The sequence below is a fragment of the Streptomyces odonnellii genome (assembly GCF_000981895.1).
GTDB lineage: Bacteria > Actinomycetota > Actinomycetes > Streptomycetales > Streptomycetaceae > Streptomyces > Streptomyces odonnellii.
Genome location: NZ_LATD01000046.1, coordinates 1 through 22,508, shown reverse-complemented (window position 1 = coordinate 22,508; position 22,508 = coordinate 1). Strand labels below are relative to the sequence as shown.

General features: G+C 71.8%; 17 protein-coding genes and 1 pseudogene. 4 read left to right on the top strand and 14 right to left on the bottom strand.

The window, feature by feature from the left end:
• A pseudogene (locus WH07_RS06555) lies at positions 1-219 on the bottom strand (acyl-CoA dehydrogenase); the annotation flags it as partial.
• Between the two features lie 118 nt (positions 220-337).
• Between WH07_RS06555 and WH07_RS06550 the strand changes: the two are divergent.
• A complete protein-coding gene (locus WH07_RS06550; protein WP_046496427.1) occupies positions 338-2,008 on the top strand; it encodes an AMP-binding protein in 1,671 nt (556 codons plus the stop codon).
• Between the two features lie 4 nt (positions 2,009-2,012).
• Entirely contained in the window at positions 2,013-2,954 is a 942-nt protein-coding gene (locus tag WH07_RS06545) for a PaaX family transcriptional regulator (RefSeq protein ID WP_079022997.1), read from the top strand.
• Here WH07_RS06545 and WH07_RS06540 read toward each other — a convergent pair.
• Together WH07_RS06540 and WH07_RS06535 are read right to left on the bottom strand one after the other, a co-directional pair.
• A complete protein-coding gene (locus tag WH07_RS06540) occupies positions 2,941-5,334 on the bottom strand; it encodes a bifunctional salicylyl-CoA 5-hydroxylase/oxidoreductase (RefSeq protein WP_046496425.1) in 2,394 nt (797 codons plus the stop codon). The two genes, WH07_RS06545 and WH07_RS06540, sit on opposite strands and share 14 nt — an antisense overlap.
• Complete coding sequence (locus WH07_RS06535) at positions 5,319-6,182, bottom strand: enoyl-CoA hydratase family protein (protein WP_232788745.1); 864 nt, start codon at positions 6,180-6,182, stop codon at positions 5,319-5,321. Before WH07_RS06535 ends, WH07_RS06540 begins: the two co-directional genes overlap by 16 nt.
• 387 nt (positions 6,183-6,569) lie before the next feature.
• On the opposite strand from WH07_RS06535, the gene WH07_RS06530 reads away from it, so the two are divergent.
• A complete protein-coding gene (locus WH07_RS06530) occupies positions 6,570-6,986 on the top strand; it encodes an ATP-binding protein (protein WP_232788744.1) in 417 nt (138 codons plus the stop codon).
• Between the two features lie 179 nt (positions 6,987-7,165).
• On the opposite strand, the gene WH07_RS06525 is transcribed toward WH07_RS06530, so the two are convergent.
• The 11 genes from WH07_RS06525 to WH07_RS06475 all read right to left on the bottom strand — a co-directional run bounded on the left by WH07_RS06525 (position 7,166) and on the right by WH07_RS06475 (position 21,304).
• Complete coding sequence (locus tag WH07_RS06525; RefSeq protein WP_046496437.1) at positions 7,166-8,302, bottom strand: PQQ-dependent sugar dehydrogenase; 1,137 nt, start codon at positions 8,300-8,302, stop codon at positions 7,166-7,168.
• Positions 8,303-8,550: 248 nt separating this feature from the next.
• Positions 8,551-9,597 (bottom strand): ornithine carbamoyltransferase, encoded by a 1,047-nt coding sequence (gene argF / locus WH07_RS06520; protein ID WP_046496424.1) that lies wholly within the window; start codon positions 9,595-9,597, stop codon positions 8,551-8,553.
• 139 nt (positions 9,598-9,736) lie between these two features.
• Complete coding sequence (locus WH07_RS06515; protein WP_046496421.1) at positions 9,737-10,969, bottom strand: arginine deiminase; 1,233 nt, start codon at positions 10,967-10,969, stop codon at positions 9,737-9,739.
• Between the two features lie 232 nt (positions 10,970-11,201).
• Positions 11,202-13,760 carry a polynucleotide kinase-phosphatase gene (locus WH07_RS06510; protein WP_046496435.1) on the bottom strand — a complete coding sequence of 853 codons (2,559 nt, stop codon included), beginning with the start codon at positions 13,758-13,760 and terminating at the stop codon, positions 11,202-11,204.
• 35 nt (positions 13,761-13,795) lie between these two features.
• A complete protein-coding gene (locus WH07_RS40895) occupies positions 13,796-15,430 on the bottom strand; it encodes a 3' terminal RNA ribose 2'-O-methyltransferase Hen1 (RefSeq protein WP_046496420.1) in 1,635 nt (544 codons plus the stop codon).
• Between the two features lie 127 nt (positions 15,431-15,557).
• The gene (gene mmuM / locus WH07_RS06500; protein WP_046496418.1) at positions 15,558-16,460 is read right to left on the bottom strand and encodes a homocysteine S-methyltransferase; all 903 of its coding nucleotides are present in this window, start codon (positions 16,458-16,460) and stop codon (positions 15,558-15,560) included.
• Positions 16,461-16,532: 72 nt separating this feature from the next.
• The gene (locus WH07_RS06495; protein ID WP_046496415.1) at positions 16,533-17,462 is read right to left on the bottom strand and encodes an LLM class F420-dependent oxidoreductase; all 930 of its coding nucleotides are present in this window, start codon (positions 17,460-17,462) and stop codon (positions 16,533-16,535) included.
• 4 nt (positions 17,463-17,466) lie between these two features.
• Complete coding sequence (locus tag WH07_RS06490; RefSeq protein ID WP_046496433.1) at positions 17,467-17,943, bottom strand: DUF6099 family protein; 477 nt, start codon at positions 17,941-17,943, stop codon at positions 17,467-17,469.
• A 145-nt stretch (positions 17,944-18,088) separates the two neighbouring features.
• The gene (locus tag WH07_RS06485; protein ID WP_046496414.1) at positions 18,089-18,439 is read right to left on the bottom strand and encodes a nucleotide pyrophosphohydrolase; all 351 of its coding nucleotides are present in this window, start codon (positions 18,437-18,439) and stop codon (positions 18,089-18,091) included.
• 121 nt (positions 18,440-18,560) lie between these two features.
• Complete coding sequence (locus tag WH07_RS06480) at positions 18,561-18,965, bottom strand: cell division protein SepF (RefSeq protein ID WP_046496412.1); 405 nt, start codon at positions 18,963-18,965, stop codon at positions 18,561-18,563.
• 215 nt (positions 18,966-19,180) lie between these two features.
• Positions 19,181-21,304: an amylo-alpha-1,6-glucosidase gene (locus WH07_RS06475; RefSeq protein ID WP_232788743.1), complete on the bottom strand. Its 2,124-nt coding sequence runs from the start codon at positions 21,302-21,304 to the stop codon at positions 19,181-19,183.
• Between the two features lie 124 nt (positions 21,305-21,428).
• Between WH07_RS06475 and WH07_RS06470 the strand changes: the two genes are divergently transcribed.
• A complete protein-coding gene (locus WH07_RS06470) occupies positions 21,429-22,478 on the top strand; it encodes a LacI family DNA-binding transcriptional regulator (RefSeq protein ID WP_046496410.1) in 1,050 nt (349 codons plus the stop codon).
• Positions 22,479-22,508: the final 30 nt, after the last annotated feature.

Genomic DNA, 22,508 nt, shown 5'->3' with positions numbered 1-22,508 from the left:
GCCCGCCGGTCCGTCGGCACCCCCGCCTCCGCGCCCGGCCCCGTCCGTATCACCGAACACCCTTCCCAGCAGCCCCAGTTCACCGAGCGCCGCGATCAGCGGACGGTTCACCCGCCCCGGGTCCCCCTTCGCCGCCAGCGGCCGCAGCCGCTCCACCGCCAGCGCGCGCAGCTCCGCGCACCACTCCGTCTGTGCCGGGCCGAGCGAGAAAACGGGCATCCGAGCCCCCACTTCCAGCGCGCCGAAGCGCGTCTATCGCGGCTTGTTGACTGTCGTCACCTTCACGATACGCTCGATGAGCGACCCCACGATCCCACCGTGGCAAGGGGGCGGACCCATGGAATCGTTGACGCCGTCAGCGCATCGCGACACCTTCGCGCGCGACCGGTTACCGCCCCCCGAGCAGTGGCCGCGCCTGCTCCCCCCACCGCCCGGGCTGCGCCACGCCGACCGGCTCAACTGCGCCGCCGAGCTGCTGGACCGTACGGCCGAGCGGTTCGGTGCGGACCGGCCGGTCTTCCGTACGGGCAGCGGCGAGGTCTGGTCGTACGGCGGGCTGCGCGAGCGCGTCGACCGGATCGCGCATGTCCTGACCTCGGATCTCGGGGTGGTGCCCGGCAACCGCATACTGCTGCGGGGCCCCACCACCCCCTGGCTCGCGGCCTGCTGGCTGGCGGTGCTCAAGGCGGGCGCCGTGGCCGTGACCGTACTGGCCCAGCACCGGGCACAGGAGCTGGCCACCATGTGCGAGATGGCCCGGGCGAGCCATGCCCTGTGCGACAGCCGCTCGTTGGACGACCTGGTCGCGGCGCAGGTGCCCGGGCTGCGGATCACGGCGTACGGCGGGGACGCGCCCGACGATCTGCTGCGGCTGACCGAGGCGCGGCCCGGGCGCTACCCAGCGGTGGAGACAGCGGCGGACGACGTGGCGCTGATCGCCTTCACCTCGGGGACGACCGGCCGGCCCAAGGGCTGTATGCACTTCCACCGGGACGTACTGGCCGTCGCCGACACCTTCTCGCGCCAGGTACTGCGGCCCGAGCCCGGTGATCTCTTCGCGGGCAGCCCACCGCTCGGCTTCACCTTCGGTCTCGGCGGTCTGGTGATCTTCCCGATGCGGGCCGGGGCGTCCACGCTCCTGCTCGAACAGGCCCGCCCCCGGGAGCTGCTGGCCGCGGTCGCGGAGCACCGGGTGTCCGTCCTGTTCACCGCGCCGACCGCGTACCGGGTGATGCTCGACGAGCTGACGGCGCGGCCGTCCGCGTACGACGTCTCCTCGCTGCGGCGCTGTGTCTCGGCCGGCGAGAATCTGCCCGCGGCGACCTGGCAGTCCTGGTTCGACCGGACCGGGCTGCGTCTCATCAACGGCATCGGCGCGACCGAGCTGCTGCACATATTCATCTCCGCGGCCGACGAGGCGGTGCGGCCGGGGACCACCGGGGTGCCGGTGCCCGGCTGGCAGGCGTGCGTGGTGGACCGTACGGGCGCTCCGGTGCCGGACGGGGAGCCGGGGCTGCTGGCCGTGCGCGGTCCGGTCGGGTGCCGGTATCTGGCGGATCCACGCCAGCGGGAGTATGTACGGGGCGGCTGGAACCTGACCGGTGACACCTATATACGCGAGCCCGATGGCTACTTCCGCTATGTGGCCCGTGCCGATGACATGATCATCTCGGCTGGTTACAACATCGCGGGTCCCGAGGTCGAGGACGTGCTGCTGGCCCATCCCGATGTGCTGGAGGCGGCGGTGGTCGGCCGCCCCGACGAGGTGCGCGGCCAGACCGTCGCCGCGTATGTCGTGCTGCGCGAGGGCGCGGAGCCGGGCGAGGAGACCGTACGGGCGCTGCGGGACTTCGTCGGCGCGCGGCTCATACCGTACAAACGCCCGCACTCGGTGGTCTTCCTGGACGCGCTCCCCCGTACCCCCACGGGCAAGCTCCAGCGCTTCCTGCTGCGCGGTCCGGGCCCTGTCCACCGTGGTCCCGGCGCTGTCCACCAGGGCATACAGTGATCGCGTGGCCGAGCAGCACACCCCCCGTTCTCTGATCGTCACCCTGTACGGCGCGTACGGCCGCACTCCGGACGGCGCCCCGCTCGCCGTGGCCGGGCTGATCCGGCTGCTGGGGGCGCTCGGTGTCGACGCGCCCGCGGTGCGCTCGTCGGTCTCGCGGCTCAAGCGCTGCGGTCTGCTGGTCCCGGGACGTACCGCGGAGGGCGCCGCCGGGTACGCGCTGTCGGCCGAGGCCCGCGAGCTGCTCGACGACGGGGACCGCAGGATCTACGACCGGCCCCCGCCCCGGCTCGCCGACGGGTGGGTGCTGGCGGTGTTCTCCGTACCGGAGGCCGAGCGCCACAAGCGCCATCTGCTCCGCTCGCGGCTGGGCCGCCTCGGCTTCGGCACGGCCGCGCCGGGTGTCTGGATCGCGCCGGGGCGGCTGTACGAGGAGACGAGCCACACCCTGAGCCGGCTCGGCCTCGACGGGTACGTGGATCTCTTCCGCGGGGACCATCTCGGCTTCGAGACCACGTCGGAGGCCGTGGCCCGCTGGTGGGACCTGGACGCGATCGCCACGCGCCACGAGGAGTTCCTGGCCGCGCACGAACCGGTGCTGCGGGCCTGGGCGGACCGGCGTGAGGTGCCGCCGGAGGACGCCTACCGCGACTACCTGCTCGCTCTGGACTCCTGGCGCCACCTCCCGTACACCGATCCGGGCCTGCCCGCGGATCTGCTGCCGAAGACCTGGCCCGGCGAGCGCTCGGCGGAGGTCTTCGCCCTGCTGCACGCCCAACTGCGGGACGCGGGACTGGAGTTCGTACGGGATTCGCTCGGCGCGGAGGCGGCGGAGGCAGCGGAAACGACGGGGGCAGCGGTGGAGGCGGCTGAGGCGGCGCAGCCGACACCGACGGCGGAAGCGACGGAAGCGGCGGGAGTACGAGGGCCTCTCAGCCTGGACTGAGACCCAGCGTGAGGCGCGGCCTGGGAGCGTCGGTACGGCCCGAGGGCGGCGGACGGCTGCCCGCGCGGTACGGGAGCGGCCAGGGCGCGGCGGGGCCCTCGTACCCCTGGGCCGCCGCGGCGTGGAGCGTCCACTGCGGGTCGTGGAGATGCGGCCGGGCGAGGGCGCAAAGATCCGCGCGGCCCGCCAGCAGCAGGGAGTTGACATCGTCCCAGGAGGAGATGGCGCCGACGGCGATCACCGGGACGGACAGGGTGTTACGGATCAGGTCGGCGAACGGTGTCTGGTACGAGCGGCCGAACTCGGGCCGTTCGTCCGCGACGACCTGGCCGGTCGACACATCGATCGCGTCGGCACCGTGCGCGGTGAAAGCACGGGCGATCTCCACGGCCTCGTCCATGGTGGTGCCGCCGGGCGCCCAGTCGGTGGCGGAGATACGGACGGTCATGGGCAGTTCGTCGGGCCACTCGGCCCGTACGGCGTCGAAGACTTCGAGCGGGAATCGCAGCCGGCCCTCCAGCGGGCCGCCATAGGCGTCGGTGCGCCGGTTGGTGAGCGGGGAGAGGAAACCGGAGAGCAGATAGCCGTGTGCGCAGTGCAGTTCGAGCAGGTCGAAGCCGCTGCGCCGGGCCCGCCGGGCAGCCGCGGCAAACTGTTCGCGTATCTCGCTGAGCTGACGGCCGTCAAGCTGGCGCGGTATCTGGCTGATCCCGGGCCGGTACGGCAGCGGGGAGGCGGCGCTCAGCGGCCAGTTGCCCTCGGCGAGCGGCTCGTCCATGCCATCCCACATCAGCCGGGTGGAGCCTTTCCTCCCGGAGTGCCCGAGCTGGACGCCGATGGCCGTTCCGGGCGAGGCGGTGTGGACGAAATCGGTGATACGGCGCCAGCCCTCGCCCTGCTCGCGGGTGTAGAGGCCGGTGCAGCCGGGGGTGATCCGGCCCTCGGGGCTCACACACACCATCTCGGTCATGACCAGACCGGCGCCGCCGAGGGCTCGGGCGCCGAGATGGACGAGATGGAAGTCCCCGGGGACGCCGTCCACCGCCCAGTACATGTCCATGGGCGAGACGACGACCCGGTTGCGCAGGGTCAGCCCGCGCAGCCGGAAGGGGGTGAACATCGGGGGCGTACCGGGCGGGCAGCCGAAACCGTCCTCCACCGCCCGGGTGAAGGCGGGGTCGCGCAGCCGCAGATTGGCGTGGGTGACCCGGCGGCTGCGGGTGAGCAGCCCGAAGGCGAACCGGCGCGGCGGCTGGTCCGTGTACGCGGCCAGTTCCTCGAACCAGCGCAGGCTCGCGGCGGCGGCGCGCTGGGTGGACTCGACGACCGGGCGGCGCTCGCTCTCGTACGCGGCGAGGGCGGCCGACAGCCCGGGACTTTCCTGGATACAGGCCGCGAGCGCGAGGGCGTCCTCGACGGCGAGCTTGGTGCCGGAGCCGATGGAGAAGTGGGCGGTGTGGGCGGCGTCGCCGATCAGCACCGTATTGCCGTGGCTCCAGCGGTCGTTGACGACCGTACGGAAGACGGTCCAGGAGAAGGCGTTCGCGCGCAGGGGCCGTCCGCCGAGTGCTCCGGCGAAGATCTCCGCGCACCGCTCGACGGACCATTCGACGGACCGCTCTACGGGCCGCCCGCAGGCGGGCCGTTCGGAGGAGGGCCGTTCGACGGACCGCTCGGCGGACCGCCGCTCGTCGGGACTCTCGAACCCGGCTGCCCGCCAGACCTCTTCGCGCATCTCGACGATGACGGTGCTGCGCGGTCCTTCGGCGCTCCGTTCGTCGGCGTACGGATAGCCGTGGAGCTGCATCACCCCGTGCTCGGTCTCGGCGGTCTCGAACCGGAAGGCGTCGAAGGCGAAGTCGGCGGCGAGCCAGATGTAGCGGCAGCGGTGGGCGCTTATCCGGGGCCCGAAGTGCGCGGCATGGGCCGTGCGGGTGAGGCTGTGGATCCCGTCCGCGGCGATCACCAGGTCGTGGGAGGCGGCGAGTTCGGCGGCGGGCGGCGCCTCGGTGCGGAAGCGGAGCCGTACGCCCAGCGAAGCGCAGCGCTCGTACAGGATCTCCAGCAGCCTGCGCCTGCCGAGGGCCGCGAAGCCATGGCCGCGCGAGGTGAGGGTATGGCCCCGGTGGACGATGTCGATGGCGTCCCAGCGCACGAACTCGTTCCGGAGCGCCTGGTGGACGACGGGATCCGCGTGCTCGATCCCGCCGAGCGTCTCGTCGGAGAGGACGACTCCGAAGCCGAAGGTGTCGCCGGGGGCGTCGCGCTCCCAGACGGTGATCTCGCGAGCGGGGCCGAGCCGTTTGAGCAGGGCCGCCGCGTACAGTCCGCCGGGTCCGCCGCCGATCACCGCGATCCGCACGGCTACCGCCCCTGCCACTTCGGGGGCCGCTTCTCCGTGAAGGCGGCGTGGAACTCGGCGTAGTCCTTCCCGTACATCAGCAACGCCTGGGTGGAGGCGTCCAGTTCGACGGCGGCGGCCAGCGGCATGTCCAGCTCGGCGGTGAGCAGGGCCTTGGTCCTGGCGTACGCGAGGGCCGGGCCGCGTGCGAGGGTACGGGCCAGTTCGGCGGCCCGCGGGCCGGCGGCGCCCTCGGCGGTCAGTTCGCTGATCAGGCCGATCCGCTCGGCCTCGGGCGCGGGTACGGGCTCGCCGAGCATCAGCAGCCGGGTCGCGTGGCCGAGTCCGACGACCCGGGGCAGCAGATAGGCCGCACCCATGTCGCCGCCGGAGAGACCGACCCGGGTGAAGAGGAAGGCGAACCGCGCGGAGGGATCCGCGATCCGGAAGTCGGCGGCGAGCGCGAGGACCGCTCCGGCGCCCGCGGCGACGCCGTGCACGGCGGCGATCACCGGGAAGGGGCACTCGCGGATCGCCCTGACGACCTGCCCGGTCATCCGGTTGAAGTCGAGAAGCCGGGCGGTGTCCATGGCGAGGGTCGCGCCGATGATCTCGTCGACATCGCCGCCCGAGCAGAAGCCGCGCCCCTCGCCGGCCAGCACCAGGGCCCGTACGGAACCCTCCCTGGACAACTCGGCGAGGAGATCGCGGAGATCGGCGTAGGCCCCGAAGGTGAGGGCGTTGAGCTTCTCGGGGCGGGCGAGCGTGACGGTCGCAACGCCGTCGTCATCGCGCGTCAGCCGGAGATGGCGCCACTCCTCGGTGCGGGGCGCGGAGCCGGTGAAGGGGCTCGTGGAGCGGGCGGGGCTGCTCATGGAGTCGCTCATGGGCGTACGGCCTCCCTCGGCGGGGCGCGGTCCCTCACCGGAACCGTATCACCGCTCCGTGACCGTCGTCACGAGTGCGCGATACGAGCGCGCGATACGACCCGCTCCCTTCCGGCATGTGCCGCGCTCGGACCGTCCGGAGCGCACCGCGCAATACCCCGGCCGGCCCCTCCGCCACCCCCATCGGCCCCACGTCGCCCGGCCCGTATCCGGCCCGGCACCGTGCCGAAGGTCCCGGCGGCGGCGGGCCGGAAGTCCCGGTCATGGCAGGCCGCCGCCTCTTGCCCGCGCCCTAACGCTCCGTAAATTTGAATCCGATAAAACTTCTGGGCTTCGACAGCCCGCCAACGCTTGTTCAACAGCCAACCCTTGATCGGACCACCCGCCGTGCCGGAAACCTCAGGCCTCCCCTCCTGGCGTGTCGCACTGCCCCACAGCGCTGAAGCCGTACCGCTCGCACGTGCCCTGGTCCGGACGGCGATCGCGCATCTCGCGGACACGACGGACAGCGACACCGCAGAGCTGCTCACCGCGGAGCTGGTGGCCAACGCGATCAAGCACACCGCGGGCGACGAGCCGATCGAGCTGGTGGTGGAGCTGCTCCCGACCGGCTGCCAGGTCGAGGTGCACGACCGTGACCCCGCTCCCCCGGGCGATCTCGCACGCGCCGGGTTCGGCACGATGCCCGACCCCTGGCAGGAGGACGGCCGCGGCCTGCTGCTGATCCACACACTGAGCGCGGAGTGCGGACACCGCCCCACCGACCAGGGCAAGGCGGTCTGGTTCACCCTGCCGTCGGCCTGATCCGGAGCGCATGGCGCCGGCCGCGAACAGCCGCCGGAACGGGGCCGCACAGCACATCAGGCCCGGTGCTGATTTCTCAGCGCCGGGCCTGACCTCGGCCGGTCGTCAGCCGGTCGTCACGCCGACTCGATACGGGCCCTGTGCGGGGTCCATGCCGGTCCAAGCGGGGTTTGCACGGTTCAGGCGGGGTCTATACGGGAGACCTTGCCGCCGATGCCGAGCACGTACAGCTCGCCGTTGCCGCCCTGTACGAAGGAGATGACCTCGCCGCCGTTGACCCCGAGGTCGCTCTCGCCGGTCACCTTGCCGTTCTGCAACTGGAGCGAGCGGACGGTGCCGTCGCAGTAGTCGCTGAACACGTACTGGCCCTTGAGGCCCGGGATCGCGTTGCCGCGGTAGACGAATCCGCCGGTCACCGAGCAGCCGAGCCCGTTACGGTCGTACTCGTGGATCGGCCGTACGTGGTTCGCGGGCTCCGTGCCGCCCCGGAAGGGATGGTTCCCCTCCATCTGCGACCAGCCGTAGTTCTCGCCGCCCTTGCTGGACGCCGGGGCCCAGTCGATCTCCTCCCAGGCGCTCTGGCCGACGTCCGCGATCAGCAGGTCGCCCGTGCCCGCGTCGAAGGAGAACCGCCACGGGTTGCGCAGCCCGTACGCCCAGATCTCGTCCCTCGCGTTCGGGTCGTTCACGAACGGGTTGCCCGGCGGGATCGCGTACGGCGTGCCGCCCCTCGGGTCGATCCGCAGCATCTTGCCGAGCAGCGTGTTGAGGTTCTGCCCGTTGGCGTGCGGGTCGCCGCCCGAACCGCCGTCGCCGAGCGCGATGTAGAGGTAGCCGTCAGGGCCGATCTTGATGTCGCCGCCGTTGTGGTTGGCGTACGGCTGCGTCTGGGTGAGGACGGTGCGCCGGGTGTTCGGCTGGATCTTGCCGTACCGCACGACGAACTCGTCGATGGTGCTGGTGCCTTCGAGGTCCGTGAAGGAGATGTAGAAGCGCTCGAACTTCTTGTCGAACGCGATGCCCAGCAGGCCTCGTTCGCCGTCGGTGGTGGTCTCGTCGGATATGTCGAGGACCGGCGCGCCGAGCCCCTGCCTGCCCAGGGCCCTTACGGTGCCCGCGCGTTCGGCTATCCAGACCGTGCCGTTGGGCCCGGCGGCGCCGGCGATGGGATTCTGCGCCGTGGCCACTTGAGTGAGCTTCACCTCCGCCGCCGGACGTGGGGCGGCGGGCTCGTCGGCTGATGCCGTGGTAAAGGCAAGTGAGGCAATGAGGCATATGGTGCCGATGATCGCCGAGCTTCTGGTGCGAACTTTCACCATGACTCCTAGAGGCGGCGAATGGGGGAACCCGGCTGCATAGGGCAGAGTTGTGCGGTCGTCGCCCGCGCCAGCACGCAACCTGGGTGGGGGGATTGTGTGCCGCTGGCCACGGATGAGAATACAGGGACAGGGCGGTTTGGCGTAGACCAATGCACCCCGTCCGTGCACCCCCGTTCCGCTTTCGGCCGCCGCCCTCCGGCTCCGCGGTCAGCGAGGCGCCGCCGCCTCAGTCGCCGCCGCCTCAGTCAGCGAAGCCCCGTGGCCGTCAACCCGGTCGCGGCCGTCGAACCGTTCCCCGCGAGCGTGGCCACCAGGACCGCCTTGATGGTGTGCAGCCGGTTCTCGGCCTCGTCAAAGACGACCGAGTGCGCCGACTCGAAGACCTCGTCGGTGACTTCGAGTTCGCTCAGACCGTGCCGCTCGTGGATCTCACGGCCGACCGCCGTGTCCAGGTCGTGGAACGCCGGCAGGCAGTGCAGGAACCTCACCTCCGGGTTCCCGGTCGCGCGCAGCACGTCCATGGTCACGGAGTACGGACCGAGCGCGGCGATCCGCTCGTCCCAGACCTCCTTCGACTCGCCCATCGACACCCACACATCGGTGGCCACGAAGTCCGCGCCCGCGACCCCCTCCTTGATCTCCTCGGTGAGGGTCAGCCGCGCCCCGCTGACCTTCGCGGCCTCGCGGGCCAGCGCGAGGACCGTATCGGCAGGCCAGTAGGCCCGCGGCGCGACGATCCGTACGTCCATGCCCAGCAACGCGCCCGTGACCAGGTACGAGTTGCCCATGTTGAAGCGGGCGTCGCCGAGGTAGGCGAAGGCGATCTCGGTCAGGGGCTTGGCGCTGTGCTCGGTCATGGTCAGCACGTCGGCGAGCATCTGGGTCGGATGCCAGGAGTCCGTCAGGCCGTTGAAGACCGGAACGCCCGCGTGCGCGGCCAGCGCCTCGACGGTCGACTGGGCGTCGCCGCGGTACTCGATGCCGTCGTACATCCGCCCGAGGACCCGGGCGGTGTCCTTCGCCGACTCCTTCTTCCCGATGTGCGAGCCGGAGGGGTCGATGTACGTGGTGGCCGCGCCCTGGTCCGCCGCCGCCACCTCGAAGGCGCAGCGGGTACGGGTGGAGGCCTTCTCGAAGATCAGCGCGATGTTCTTGCCGCGCAGCCGCTGGATCTCGGTGCCCGCCTTCTTCGCGGCCTTCAGCTCGGCGGCGAGGTCGATCAGGCCGCGGAACTCCTCGGCCGTGAAGTCCAGTTCCTTGAGGAAGTGGCGGCCTGCGAGGTCTATCGCCATGGTGGCTGCTCCTGGGGGCGCGGAAAGGAAAAGGAAAAGGGGCGAAAGCAAAGGGGTGGCCCCAACCGGGACCATGGAACTATATACGACGACCCGTATTGCTATACGATGGGCGATACCGCGCGCCGGGGTACATCTCTCAGACCGCGGTGCGTTCCACCGGGCAGCTCATACAGCGCGGTCCGCCCCGCCCCCGGCCCAGTTCGCTACCGGGGATCTCGATCACCTCGATGCCCTGTCTGCGCAGATGCGTGTTGGTGGTGACGTTGCGGTCGTACGCCACGACCACCCCGGGCTCGACCGCCAGCACGTTGCAGCCGTCGTCCCACTGCTCGCGCGCCGCCGAGTGGACATCCTGGGTGGCGGTCAGCACCCGGATCTCCGCCAGCCCGAGGGCCGCCGCGATCGCGCGGTGCATATGCTCCGGCGGATGGTCGGTGACCTTCAGCTCAAAGCCGTCGCCGCCCGGCTCGATGGTGTACGAGCGGAGCATGCCGAGCCCCGCGTACTGCGTGAAGGTGTCGGAGTCGACCATCGTCATCACCGTGTCGAGATGCATGAACGCCCGCCGCTTCGGCATGTCCAGCGCCACGATGGTGTTCGCGGAACCGGTCGCGAAGAGCCCCCGGGCCAGCATCTCGACCGCCTGCGGGGTGGTCCGCTCGCTCATCCCGATCAGTACGGCGCCGCCGCCGATCACCAGGACATCGCCGCCCTCGATCGTCGAGGGATAGTCGTCCTGCCCCTCCGACCAGTGGTGAAACGCACCGGCGTCCGGGCCGGTGAAGAGCGGATGGTGCTTGTAGATCGCCTCGAAGTGCACGGTCTCGCGCTGCCGGGCGGGCCAGCGCATGGCGTTGATGCTCACTCCGTCGTAGATCCAGGCGGAAGTGTCGCGGGTGAAGATGTGGTTCGGCAGCGGGTCGAGCAGGAAGTCGTCCAGCGCCATCACATGGAAGCGGACGGAGGTCGGCTCCGCGTGCCGCTCCAGGAACTCGCGCTTGGTCATCCCGCCGACCAGCGCCTCGACCAGCTCGTCCGTCGGCAGTGCGTCGAAGACCGCCCGGAGATGGCCGGTGGCGAGCGGCCCGTACTCCTTCTCGTCGAAGACCCGGTCCAGTACGAGCCGCCGCGCCGCCGGAAGCTCCAGCGACTCGCGCAGCAGCTCGTCGAAGAGATGTACGTGCACGCCCCGGTCGCGGAGCACCGCGGCGAAGGCGTCGTGCTCCTCCTGGGCCCGCCGTACCCACAGCACGTCGTCGAAGAGCAGCGCGTCCTTGTTGCCGGGCGTGAGCCGTTTCAGCTCCAGATCCGGCCGGTGCAGTATGACGCGGCGCAGCCGGCCGGTCTCGGAGTCGACATGGAATCCCATGTCACCATCCTCACCGCACGGCGCGTGATTCACGCGGTGAACGGCAGCGGATGAGAGCACGGTCTCAGCGGGCCCCGGTGCGGGAACCCGGCTGGGCGACCCGGTCCCCGCACCGGGCCGCCCGTTCAGGGACGAGGAACGACCGGCCGGAGACGGGAATCGACCGGCCGGGTCCATGGGGCGACCGGTTCAGAGGCGGGGGTCGACCGGCCCGGCCGGTGCGTCGACCGGTTCAGAGACGGGGGTCGACCGGTTCCGACTCCAGCGCCAGGACCGCGAAGACCGCCTCATGGACCCGCCACAGCGGCTCGCCGTCCGCCATCCGGTCCAGCGCCTCAAGGCCGAGGGCGTACTCCCGCAGCGCCAGGGACCGCTTGTGGCCGAGGAACCGGTTGCGCAGGCGCTGGAGATTTTCCGGACGGGTGTATTCGGGACCGTAGATGATCCGCAGATACTCCCGGCCGCGCACCTTGATGCCCGGCTGTACGAGCCGCCCCTTCGCGTCCCGTACCAGCGCCGCGAGCGGCTTGACCACCATGCCCTCGCCGCCGCGCTCCGTCATCTCCAGCCACCAGTCGACGCCTCCGCGCACCGATTCCTCGTCGCCCGTGTCGACGATCAGCCGCCGGGTGACCTGGAGCAGCCCGGTCGGGTCGTGCTCGACCAGCAGGTCCAGCCAGGCGAGCTGCTGGTCGTGCGGGACTGCGGCGAGGCTGCGGCCCTGGACGGCCAGGAGCTGGAACGGCGCGAGCCGCACCCCGTCGAGCCCGTCCGTGGTCCAGCAGTAGCGCCGGTACGCCTCGGTGAACGCGGCCGCGTCGCTCGCGCGCCCGCGCTGCGCCGCCAGCAGATCACCGGCCTCGACGCCCCTGGCGACCGCGGCCTCCAGGGCCCGGGTCACGGCGGGGAAGGCAGCGCCCGCCGCGGCTCCGACCGCCGCGTACTGGGTGCGCAGCAGCCCGGTGGCCTTGAGCGACCACGGCATCAGCTCGGCGTCCAGCAGCAGCCAGTCCGTGCCGAGTTCCGCCCACAGTCCGGCGGCCGTGACGGCGGCACGCAGCCGCTCCAGGATCTGCTCGGTGACCGCCGGGTCGTCGAAGAAGGGCCTGCCGGTACGGGTGTGCAGGGCGCCGGTCACCCCGGCCGCGCCGAAGCGCTCGCGCGCCACCGCCTCGTCCCGGCAGACCAGCGCCACCGCGCGCGAGCCCATGTGCTTCTCCTCGCACACGACCCGGTCGACCCCGTCCGCGCGGTACTGCGCGAAGGCCTCGACCGGATGCTCCAGGAACGGCCCGCCGGCCACGTCCTGGGCGGCGGTCGCGGTGGGCGCCATGGTGGGCGGGAGATACGCGAGCAGCCGGGGGTCGACCGCGAAGCGGCTCATGACCTCCAGCGCCGCCGCGGCGTTCTCCTCGCGCACCGCGAGCCGCCCCATGTGGCGGGTCTCCACGGTCCGACTGCCCCGCACATCGGCCAGATCCAGCGGCCGGCCCTCTCGGACGCCGGGCGCCTCGGTGGCCAGCGGCCGGGCCGGCTCGTACCAGACCCGCTCGGCGGGTACGTCGACGAGTTCGCGCTCCGGCCAGCGCAGCGCGGTCATCCGGCCGCCGAAGACCGCGCCGGTGTCCAGACAGATGGTGTTGTTGATCCATGAGGTTTTCGGTACGGGTGTGTGGCCGTACACCACAGCGGCCCGGCCCCGGTAGTCCTCGGCCCAGGGGTAGCGCACCGGCAGGCCGAACTCGTCGGTCTCCCCCCTGGTCTCGCCGTACAGCGCGTGCGAGCGGACCCGGCCCGAGGTGCGGCCGTGGTACTTCTCGGGCAGCCCCGCGTGACAGACGACCAGCTTGCCACCGTCCAGGACGTAGTGGCTGACCAGGCCGTCGATGAACTCCCGTACCCGCGCGCGGAACGCGTCGTCCTCCTTCTCGAACTGCTCGACGGTCTCAGCGAGTCCATGCGTGTGCTGGACCTTCCTGCCCTTGAGCCAGCGGCCGAGCTTGTTCTCGTGATTGCCCGGAACGCACAGGGCGTTGCCGGACTCGACCATGTCCATCACCAGGCGCAGCACTCCGGGGCTGTCGGGGCCGCGGTCGACGAGGTCGCCGACGAAGACCGCCGTGCGGCCCTCGGGGTGGACGCCGTCCTGGTAGCCGAGCTTGCCGAGCAGGGTCTCCAGCTCGGAGCGGCAGCCGTGGACGTCGCCGATGATGTCGAAGGGGCCGGTGAGGTGGGTGAGGTCGTTGTAGCGGCGTTCGAGGACGACTCCGGCGGCGGCCACCTCGCGCTCGCCGCGCAGGATGTGGACCTTGCGGAAGCCCTCGCGTTCGAGGCCGCGCAGCGAGCGGCGGAGTTCGGCCCGGTGGCGCTTGATGACACGGCGGGGCATCCCGGCCCGGTCGGGACGGCCCTCGTTGCGCGCCGCGCAGACCTCTTCCGGCAGGTCGAGAACGATCGCCACGGGCAGCACATCGTGCTCGCGGGCGATCCGTACGAGCTGCTTGCGGCTCTCGGTCTGCACATTGGTGGCGTCCACGACGGTGAGCCGGCCGGCCGCGAGCCGCTTGGCCACGATGTAGTGCAGGACGTCGAAGGCGTCGCCGCTGGCGCTCTGGTCGTTCTCGTCGTCGGCGACCAGACCGCGGCAGAAGTCCGAGGAGACGATCTGGGTGGGCTTGAAGTGGCTTGCGGCGAAGGTGGACTTGCCGGAGCCGGTGGCGCCGATCAGCACGACGAGGGAGAGGTCGGGGACCGCGAGACCGCGCGTGACGGGGTCCGGCGCGGTGGTCATGGTGGCGCCGTCGGCAAGCGTGTCTGGTATGTCGCTCATGCGGCCTTTCCTTCCTGGTGGTCGCTCTCCTCGTGGCGGCTGAAGACGGCCATCTGGGTGGGCGGTCCCACCTCGGGGTCGTCGGGGCCCACCGGGAGGTACGCGACGGTGTAGCCATGGCGCCGCGCGACCGCGTCGGCCCAGCCGTGGAACTCCTCGCGGGTCCACTCGAAGCGGTGGTCGCTGTGGCGTACGTGCCCGGCGGGCAGGGTCTCCCAGCGCACGTTGTACTCGGCGTTCGGTGTGGTCATAAGGACGGTACGGGGGCGGGCCGCACCGAACACCGCGTACTCCAGGGCGGGCAGCCTCGGCGGATCGACATGCTCCACGACCTCGCTCAGCACGGCCGCGTCGTACCCCTTGAGCCGCTTGTCCGTATAGGTGAGGGCGCCCTGTACGAGGGTGACGCGGGCGGCCTGGCGCTCGCTCAGCCGCTCCAGGCCGAGGCGGCGGGAGGCGATGGTCAGGGCGCGTACCGATACGTCGACGCCGACGACGCGGGTGAAGCGCGCGTCCTTGAGCAGCGCCTGTACGAGCCGGCCCTCGCCGCAGCCAAGGTCGAGCACCGTGCCCGCGCCCGCGTCACGCAGGGCGGTCAGGATCGCGTCGCGCCGCTGATCGGCGAGCGAGGGCTCCTTCGCCGCGGCCTCGCTCCCGGAGCTCCCGGAGCTCCCGAGGCCGTCGAAGCCGTCGGAGTTCTCGGAGCTGTTGGGGCCCTTGGGGCTGCCGGGGCTGCTACCGGGTCCTTCGGGACTCGTCCGGTCCTCGGAGCCGTACGGTGTGCCGTCGGCCAGCGCCTCGGTCCCCTCCGCGGGGTCGTCGACCACCGCGTTGTCGAGCGCCTCGACCTCCATGTCGTCGGCCTCGGCGAGCCGTACCAGCTCAAGGCGCTCCATGGCCTGCCGGGTCAGACTCCAGCGGCGGGCCAGATAACGGCTGGTGATCAGCTTCTGTTCCGGGTGGTCGGCCAGCCAGCCGTCGCCCGCGCGCAGCAGCTTGTCCACCTCGTCGGGCGCGACCCAGTAGTGCTTGGCGCCGTCGAGAACCGGCAGCAGGACATAGAGCTGGCGCAGCGCGTCCGCGAGCCGCAGCTCGCCCTCCAGGACGAGATGCGTATAGCGCGAGTCGCCCCACTGTGGGAACCGCTCGTCGAGTGCCACCGGCCGTGCGTCCACGGAGGTCCAGCCGAGCGGGCCGAAGAGCTTGCCCACCAGCTCGGCACCGCCGCGCGCGGGGACGGCGGGGATCTCGATCCGCAGCGGCAGCGGGCTCGCGGCGCGCTCGGGCATGGCGTTGCAGACGCCGCGCAGCGCGCTCTTGAAGACCGTGCTCAGCGCGACCGCGAGGAGCGAAGAGGCCGCGTAGGGGCGGTCGTTGACATACTGCGCGAGTGCCGCGTCGGGCGCGCCGCCCCGGCCCTTTCCCCGGCCCCGGCGTACCAGCGCCACGGGATCGACCTCCAGCAGCAGCGCCGCCGTGCAGCGCTCGGCGGACGCCTCGGGGTAGAGCACATGGGCGGTGCCATGCGCGGTGGAGAACGTCTGCGCCCGGTCGGGATGCTTGTGCAGCAGAAATCCGAGGTCGGTCGCGGGACGTTCCGGGGTGCCGGTCGTACTGATCGTCAGGAACACCCGAACGAGTATTGCCCGCCAGGACCGCCACGAACAGGGGTTTTCCGTCTGGACCGTCCTCCGGCCATCGCCCGGGACGCCCCCTGACGGTGCCCCGCGCGACTACCCGGCCGCTCCCCGCGAGCCCTCACCGCGCCAACGCCGCGCCGAGCCGGGCGATATCGGCCGGACCGACCCGGCAGCATCCGCCCACCAGCCGGGCCCCGGCCTTCTGCCAGGACCGCACCCGCGCCGGGTCGAAAGTGGCGCCGCCGCGCCAGCTCCGGGTCTCCGCGTCCCATCCCTCTCCGCTGTTGGGGTAGACGACCACCGGCTTACCGGTCACCGAGGCGGCGATCCCGACCGCATGGTCGGCGTCGGCCGGCTCGCAGCAGTTGATGCCCACCGCGATCACCTGCCCGGCACCGGCCGCCAGGGCGAAGGCGTCGGCGAGCGGCTGGCCGGCCCGGGTGCGCTCGCCCGCTATGGAGTACGAGAGCCAGACCGGCACCCCGCAGCCGTCGGCGGCCCGCAGCAGCGCCTCCGCCTCGTCGGTGTCCGGCACCGTCTCCAGCGCCAGCGCGTCCGGACCAGCCGCCGCGAGGGCCTCGATCCTGGGCCGGTGGAAACGCTCCAGCTCCGCCACCGTCAGCCCGTACCGCCCGCGGTACTCGCTGCCGTCCGCGAGCATCGCGCCGTACGGTCCGACCGACGCGGCCACCCACACCTCCCGCTGCCCCGCCGCGCCGGCGCGGCGCGCCAGCTCCACGCTTCCGGCCAGCAGCGCTCCGGCCTCACGCCGCGGCACGCCCCGCCGCGCGAAGCCCTCGTAGGTCGCCTGGTAGCTGGAGGTGATCAGCACCTGGGCGCCCGCCCGCACATACGCCGCGTGGGCAGTCTCGATCTGCTCGGGTCCGTCGGCCAGGAGCCGCGCGGACCAGAGGTCGTCGGACAGATCACAGCCCTGGTCCACGAGCTGGTTGGACAGACCGCCGTCCAGGACGACGGTCTCCTCCGCCAGCGCGGCGGCGAGGGTGCGGGCGGGTCTCATGGCTGCTCCAGTGCTCCGGGCTCCAGGCTCCGGCTTCGCCACTCGGGAACCGGCAGGTCAGGAACCGGCAGGTCAGGAATCGGCGAGCTGGGACTGGACCTGTGAGGAGATCAGCTCCAGATGGTCGAGGTCGTCCAGGTCCATCACCTGGAGATAGATCCGCGACGAGCCGACGGCGCCGTACCGCCCGATCTTGTCGACCACCTCGGCGGGCGAACCCGCCAGCCCGTTCGCCTTCAGCTCCTCGACCTCCCGGCCGAGGGCCGCCGCCCGCCGGGCCACCTCGGCGTCGTCCTTGCCGACACACACCACCAGCGCGTTCGAGTACACGAGATCACCGGCCGGGCGGCCGATGGCCTCGGCGGCGGCCCGCACCCGGCCGAACTGCCGCTCCGTGTCCTCGATCGAGGCGAAGGGGATATTGAACTCGTCGGCATACTGCGCGGTCAGCCTCGGCGTACGCGTCGCGCCGTGGCCGCCGATCAGGACCGGCACCTTGCTCTGCGCGGGCTTGGGCAGCGCGGGCGAGTCGGTGAGCTGGTAATAGGTGCCGTCATAGCTGAAGGTCTTGCCGGTCTCCGTGGCCCAGAGCCCGGTCACGATCGCGAGCTGCTCCTCCAGCCGCGCGAACTTCTCCTTGGGGAACGGAATGCCGTACGCCTTGTGCTCCTCCTCGAACCAGCCCGCGCCCAGGCCCAGTTCGACCCGGCCGCCGGACATCTGGTCCACCTGCGCGACCTGGATGGCGAGCACGCCCGGCAGCCGGAACGTACCGGCCGTCATCAGCGTGCCCAGCCGGATCCGCTTGGTCTCCCGCGCCAGCCCTGCCAGGGTGATCCAGGCGTCCGTCGGCCCGGGGAGCCCGTCGGCGGACCCCATCTTCAGATAGTGGTCGGACCGGAAGAAGGCATCGAAGCCCAGGTCCTCGGTGGCCTTGGCCACGCTCAGCAGCGTCTCGTAGCTCGCCCCTTGCTGGGGCTCAGTGAAGATTCGAAGATCCATGCATCTATCCTGCACCCTCGAACCGCCGGCCCCCTTCCCGCTCCCGTGCGCTCAGCCTGCGCAGCAGCGCGCCCACCCGGTCGCTCGACTCGTCGGCCGCGTCGATCGCCTCGATGCACTGCCAGTACAGCCCCTCCTCGTCGGTCGCGCACGCCACCGCCACCAGAGCGATCCCCACCTCGCCCAGCAGCGTGCCCAGTCCGGCCAGCGCTCCCCGCGTGTCCATCACCCCGGAGAGTCCGCCCGCCCGTATCCCGCCTCGGCAGAGCCCCGGCTGGTCCGGCAGTCCACAGCCGCGCCCGCCGGCCTCGCCCAGCTCGCGCGCCTCGCCCCTCAGCTCCTGCGGCCCGCCGATCGCCAGCCGGTCACCGATCGCCTGGGCCAGGGCCTGTGCCTGGCAGGCCTCCGCGATGACGTCCAGTGGCTCCGCGCTCCCCGCCAGGGCATGTCGGCTCACCGCGATGAGCCGTTCCGCATCCATCCAACAGCCCCCGTTCATAAGACAATCCTGCCCTCTCACTCCACTACCCAGAGTGAGGGACTGGCGACGGAAAGGCCAGAGCAATGCGGAAATCTGTGGACAGCCAGCTCAATGTGTATAACTCAATCACTCCGCAGAGTGACGATCATGAAGAATTGGGATGTTCCGAGGAACGCTTGGGGGGATAGCGGACCTCATTCCGCTCCATCTTGGCCGCGAGCGCCACGAGCGGATCGATGCCCAGCACCTCGCAGAACTGGAGCAGATACGCGAGCACATCGGCGACCTCGTCCGTCACCCGGTGCGCCGACTCCGGGTCCGCCATCACCCGCGCCGACTGCTCCGGGGTCAGCCACTGGAAGATCTCCAGCAGCTCGGAGGCCTCGACGCTGAGCGCGGCCGCCAGATTCTTGGGGGTGTGGTACGGCTCCCAGTCCCGCGCCGCCGCGAACTCGGCCAGGGCCCGCTGAAGTCCCGCAACATCGTGTTCCGTCATGGATCCAGATCTACCACCACGGCCGCCGCCACCCCGGGCGGCCCGGTGCCGGCAGCCACCCGGCGCCCGCGACGACGGGAACGACCTGCGGCACGGGGACGCCCCGCGCCCATGGGACGGCCTACGACCGGGGAATGGCCTCCGCCGCGATCCCCTCGACCTCCGTGCCGATCGGTGCCAGCAGAAAGACATTCCGGTCGACCCGGTGCATCCCGCTGCCGAGCCCGAAGACCACACCGCTGCTGAAGTCCAGGATCCGCTTGGCCACATCGGGCTCCGCACCGGTCAGATCGAGCAGCACCGGAATCCGCGCGATGAGATGGTCCGCGACCTCCCGCGCGTCCCCGAACACCTGTACCCGCAGCACGATGAAGCGCCGGTTCTCGGCCTCGTACGTCCGCGGGTTCGCCCGGTGGTCGACCCTGGAGGGCCACTCGTCACGCCCGCGCAGCGGTACGACCTGCGCCAGGCCCCTCCACTGCTCATCGGTGGCGTCGAATTCGCCGTACCTGCCGTACCTGCTCACCGGACCACCCCACCCGCGCGCTGACTCTGCATCGGGCCATCCTCCCGCCCCTCACTCGTTCGGCCCAATAGCGACACGGCCCGGCAGGCGATCGAATGCGGTCGGCCGAAGCAGCCGGAGTCAGCGAGCGCCGACAGGACTCCGGCCGCCACCGGAGTCCCCGCGAACCCGGCCTGCCCGACCGCCCGCGCCGACCGTCCCGCCCGGCCGCCCGCTCAACGCGGCGCCGGGTACTCCCGCTTCACCTCCAGCCCGGCCGGCGCCTCGATCCGCGCCGTACCGTCGGCCTCCACGGAGATGTCCAGACGCCCGCCCGCGACCTCGAACCCGGTCACCGTCAGCGGCCGGTACGCCTCCGCGAACCCGGGCGCGACGGTGAGCGTCCCGCCGGGGACATCGGCGCTGAGCCCGAGCAGGGACTGGAGCACCAGTACGGACGAGGCCGCCGCCCAGGCCTGCGGACGGCAGGACGCCGGATAGGGCGAGGGCCAGGTGTCGGTCGCCGCGCCATGGCCCGCGAACAGTTCCGGCAGACGCGCGTCGAAGCTCTCGGACGCGGTCAGCAGCCCCGCCGCGAGCGACCCGGCCTCGTCCGGGAACCCGGCCCTGACCAGCCCGTGCACGGCGATCGCGGTGTCGTGCGGCCAGATGGAACCGATGTGGTAGCCGTACGGGTTGTAGCCGACCGAGCCGCTGCTCAGGGTGCGCAGCCCGTGCCCCGAGTCGAGGTCGGGCGCGCTGAGCCGGGCCGCCAGCAGCGCGCTCTCCTCGTGGTCGAGCAGGCCCGTACCGAGCAGATGCCCGAACCCCGAAGTGACCGAGTCCACCGGCCTCCTGTCCCGGTCGAGGGCGACCGCCGGATACGGTCCCCGCTCGTCCTCCACCCAGAAGTGGCTGCGGAAGCGGTCGCGCAGCCGCTCTGCCCACTCCTCCCATTCGTCGGCGCCCGGCCGGCCGAAGGCGCGCAGCAGCGCGGCGCCGCCACGGGCCGCCTCGTACGCGTACGCCTGGACCTCGCACAGCGCGATCGGGGCGGCGGCCAGCCGCCCGTCGCGGTGCCGGATGGCGTCGCCGGAGTCCTTCCAGCCCTGGTTGGCGAGGCCCCGCCCGGTGAGATCGATGTACTTGAGGAAGCCGTCACCGTCCGCGTCGCCGTGGTCGCGCATCCAGGCCAGCGCGGACTCGGCGTTCGGCAGAAGCTGTTCGACCTGCTCGGGCGCGAGGCCCCAGCGCCAGGAGTCATGCAGCAGCGTGATCCAGAGCGGGGTGGCGTCGACCGTGCCGTAGTAGAGGGGCGGCAGGCCGAAGCCGTCGTGGAACTCCTGGGCGGCGCGCCGCACTTCGTGCAGGATCTTGCCCGGCTGCTCCTGGGTGTCCGGGTCGGACGCGGTGCCCTGGCGGCGGGCGAGCGTACGGAGCGTACCGGCGGCGAGACCGGTGCCCAGCGGCAGCAGCATCCTGGCCGCCCACAGCGAGTCGCGGCCGAAGAGCGTCAGGAACCAGGGGGCTCCGGCGGCCAGGAACTGGTCGGCGGGCGCCTCGGGGTCGGTCAGCCGCAGCCGGTCCAGATCGGCGGCGGACTGGCCGAGCCAGTGGTCGAAGCGCCGGTCGGAGCTGCGCAGCACCGGGGTGCTCCACGGCAGGGTGTCCGCGGCGGGCGCCGGGAACTGGTCGCCGTCCTCGTGAGCGGCGTCACAGCGCAGTACGGCCGTCCACACCTCGCCGGGCGCGAGCCCGATCTCGTACTCCAGCCGTCCGGTCGCCGCGTCGAGCGCGGTCGGCCTCGGCGTGGAGGCGAGGCGTACGGCGAAGGCCCCCCGCGACCAGTCGAGTCCGCTTCCATAGGCGGTGGCGGGAGCCGTGGGCAGCGTCTCACCCGTCTTGACGCGCTCCATCGGCGCGAGGTCGGTGGTGGCGGTCACGACCAGCCGGAAACGGACATTCTGCCGCCCCGCGTTGGTGACTTCGAGGGTCTCCTCCAGCCGCCCGGGGGTGACGCGGCGGATCCTGCGCAGGGTGACGGCGGGGTCCGCGGTGTCCTCGCCGAGGCCGCGCAGCACCGCGCGGAAGCTGGCCCGGTCGGCACCGTCAAGGGCTCCGCGCACGGGTGCGAGCACGATGCCGTCGGCCGCCACGGTGAGCCGGGCCAGCGCCCTGCTGTCGCCGTGGAAGAAGCCGTCGGCACCGCCGTCGATCTGCCCGTCCGCGTGCGAGATCGCGAAGCTCGGCGCGTACAGCGTCACACAGGCGTCATGCAGAAACGGCTGGAGACCTTCGATCGAGGGGGCAGCGCCCGCGACTGACTTCGTTATGTCGTGGGTCTTGACAGTTGTATCCAACAGAGCAGAACCTCTCAGGCATTGGAGCGTTCCAAGAACCCTAACGACGACTTCAGGGCGTTGACAATGGCATTTAGAACGCTCCAATGTAATCACCTTCCGTACGACCGGCCCCGGAGAACCCATGCCCCGCTCCCCCGACACCGCTTCGTCCAAGGCCGGTCCGGTCACCCTGGCCATGGTCGCGCGACGGGCCGGAGTCTCTCCGCAAACCGTGTCGAACGCCCTCAACTCGCCCGGGCTGCTGCGCCCCGAGACCCTGGAGCGGGTCCGGCGCACCATCGACGAGATGGGCTACCGCCCGCACCGGGCCGCCCAGACGCTGCGCACCCGCTCCAGCAAGCTCATCGGCTACGGCATACGCCCGACCCCGCCCGGCACCCTGGCACCGGTGATGGACCGGTTCCTGCACGCGCTCTCGCAGACCGCCGACGAGGCGGGCTACCGGATCCTGCTGTTCGCCTCGCCGCCGGGCACCACGGGCCTTGAGGGGTACGAGGAGCTGATCGACCTGCACAGCGTCGACGGCTTCGTGCTCAGCGGCACCGACCGGGGCGACCAACGGCAGGCCTGGCTCGCCAAGCGCGGAGTGCCCTTCGTGGGCTTCGGCCGGATGTGGTCGAGCCGACAGATAGGCGACTGGGCGGATGTCGACGGCGCCTCGGGGACGGACGCGGCGGTCGAGCATCTCGTCGGTCTCGGGCACCGGAAGATCGCGTTCCTCGGCTGGCCGCGCGGCTCCGGCGTCGGTGACGACCGTGCCGAGGGCTGGCAGCGCGCCATGCGCCGGCACGGTCTGCCGGTACGCGGCAGGCACGCGCGGAGCGTCGACGACATCGAGGCGGCGCGGGCCGCCGTGGAACCGCTGCTCGACGCGGGCGCCACGGCCGTGGTCGCCGCCAGCGACACCCTCGCGCTGGGCTGCTACCGCGCCCTGCGCGAGCGGCAGGCCGTACCCGGCAGGGATGTCGCCGTGGTCGGCTTCGACGACTCGCCGACCGCCGCGCTCCTGTCGCCCGGCCTGTCCACCGTCGCCCAGCCGCTGGAAGCCGTCGGCCGCGAGTGCGTCCGGCTGCTGCTGGCCCGGATGGCCGCCCCGGACGCCCCGCCCGAGCGCGTCCTGCTCGAACCCTCGCTCGTCGTCCGGGACAGCACACCCGCGTTAGCCGGCTGAGCGCCCGCCCTCGCCCCACCGCCCCACCCC

Coding starts and splice junctions, on each gene's coding strand:
- WH07_RS06515 (WP_046496421.1), bottom strand. CDS start 10,969: ATGGGATTCCATGTCGACTCCGAGACCGGCCGGCTGCGCCGCGTCATA.
- WH07_RS06490 (WP_046496433.1), bottom strand. CDS start 17,943: ATGGATGCGGAACGGCTCATCGCGGTGAGCCGACATGCCCTGGCGGGG.
- WH07_RS06550 (WP_046496427.1), top strand. CDS start 338: ATGGAATCGTTGACGCCGTCAGCGCATCGCGACACCTTCGCGCGCGAC.
- WH07_RS06470 (WP_046496410.1), top strand. CDS start 21,429: ATGCCCCGCTCCCCCGACACCGCTTCGTCCAAGGCCGGTCCGGTCACC.
- WH07_RS06495 (WP_046496415.1), bottom strand. CDS start 17,462: ATGGATCTTCGAATCTTCACTGAGCCCCAGCAAGGGGCGAGCTACGAG.
- argF (WP_046496424.1), bottom strand. CDS start 9,597: ATGGCGATAGACCTCGCAGGCCGCCACTTCCTCAAGGAACTGGACTTC.
- WH07_RS06510 (WP_046496435.1), bottom strand. CDS start 13,760: ATGACCACCGCGCCGGACCCCGTCACGCGCGGTCTCGCGGTCCCCGAC.
- mmuM (WP_046496418.1), bottom strand. CDS start 16,460: ATGAGACCCGCCCGCACCCTCGCCGCCGCGCTGGCGGAGGAGACCGTC.
- WH07_RS06535 (WP_232788745.1), bottom strand. CDS start 6,182: ATGAGCGACTCCATGAGCAGCCCCGCCCGCTCCACGAGCCCCTTCACC.
- WH07_RS06485 (WP_046496414.1), bottom strand. CDS start 18,439: ATGACGGAACACGATGTTGCGGGACTTCAGCGGGCCCTGGCCGAGTTC.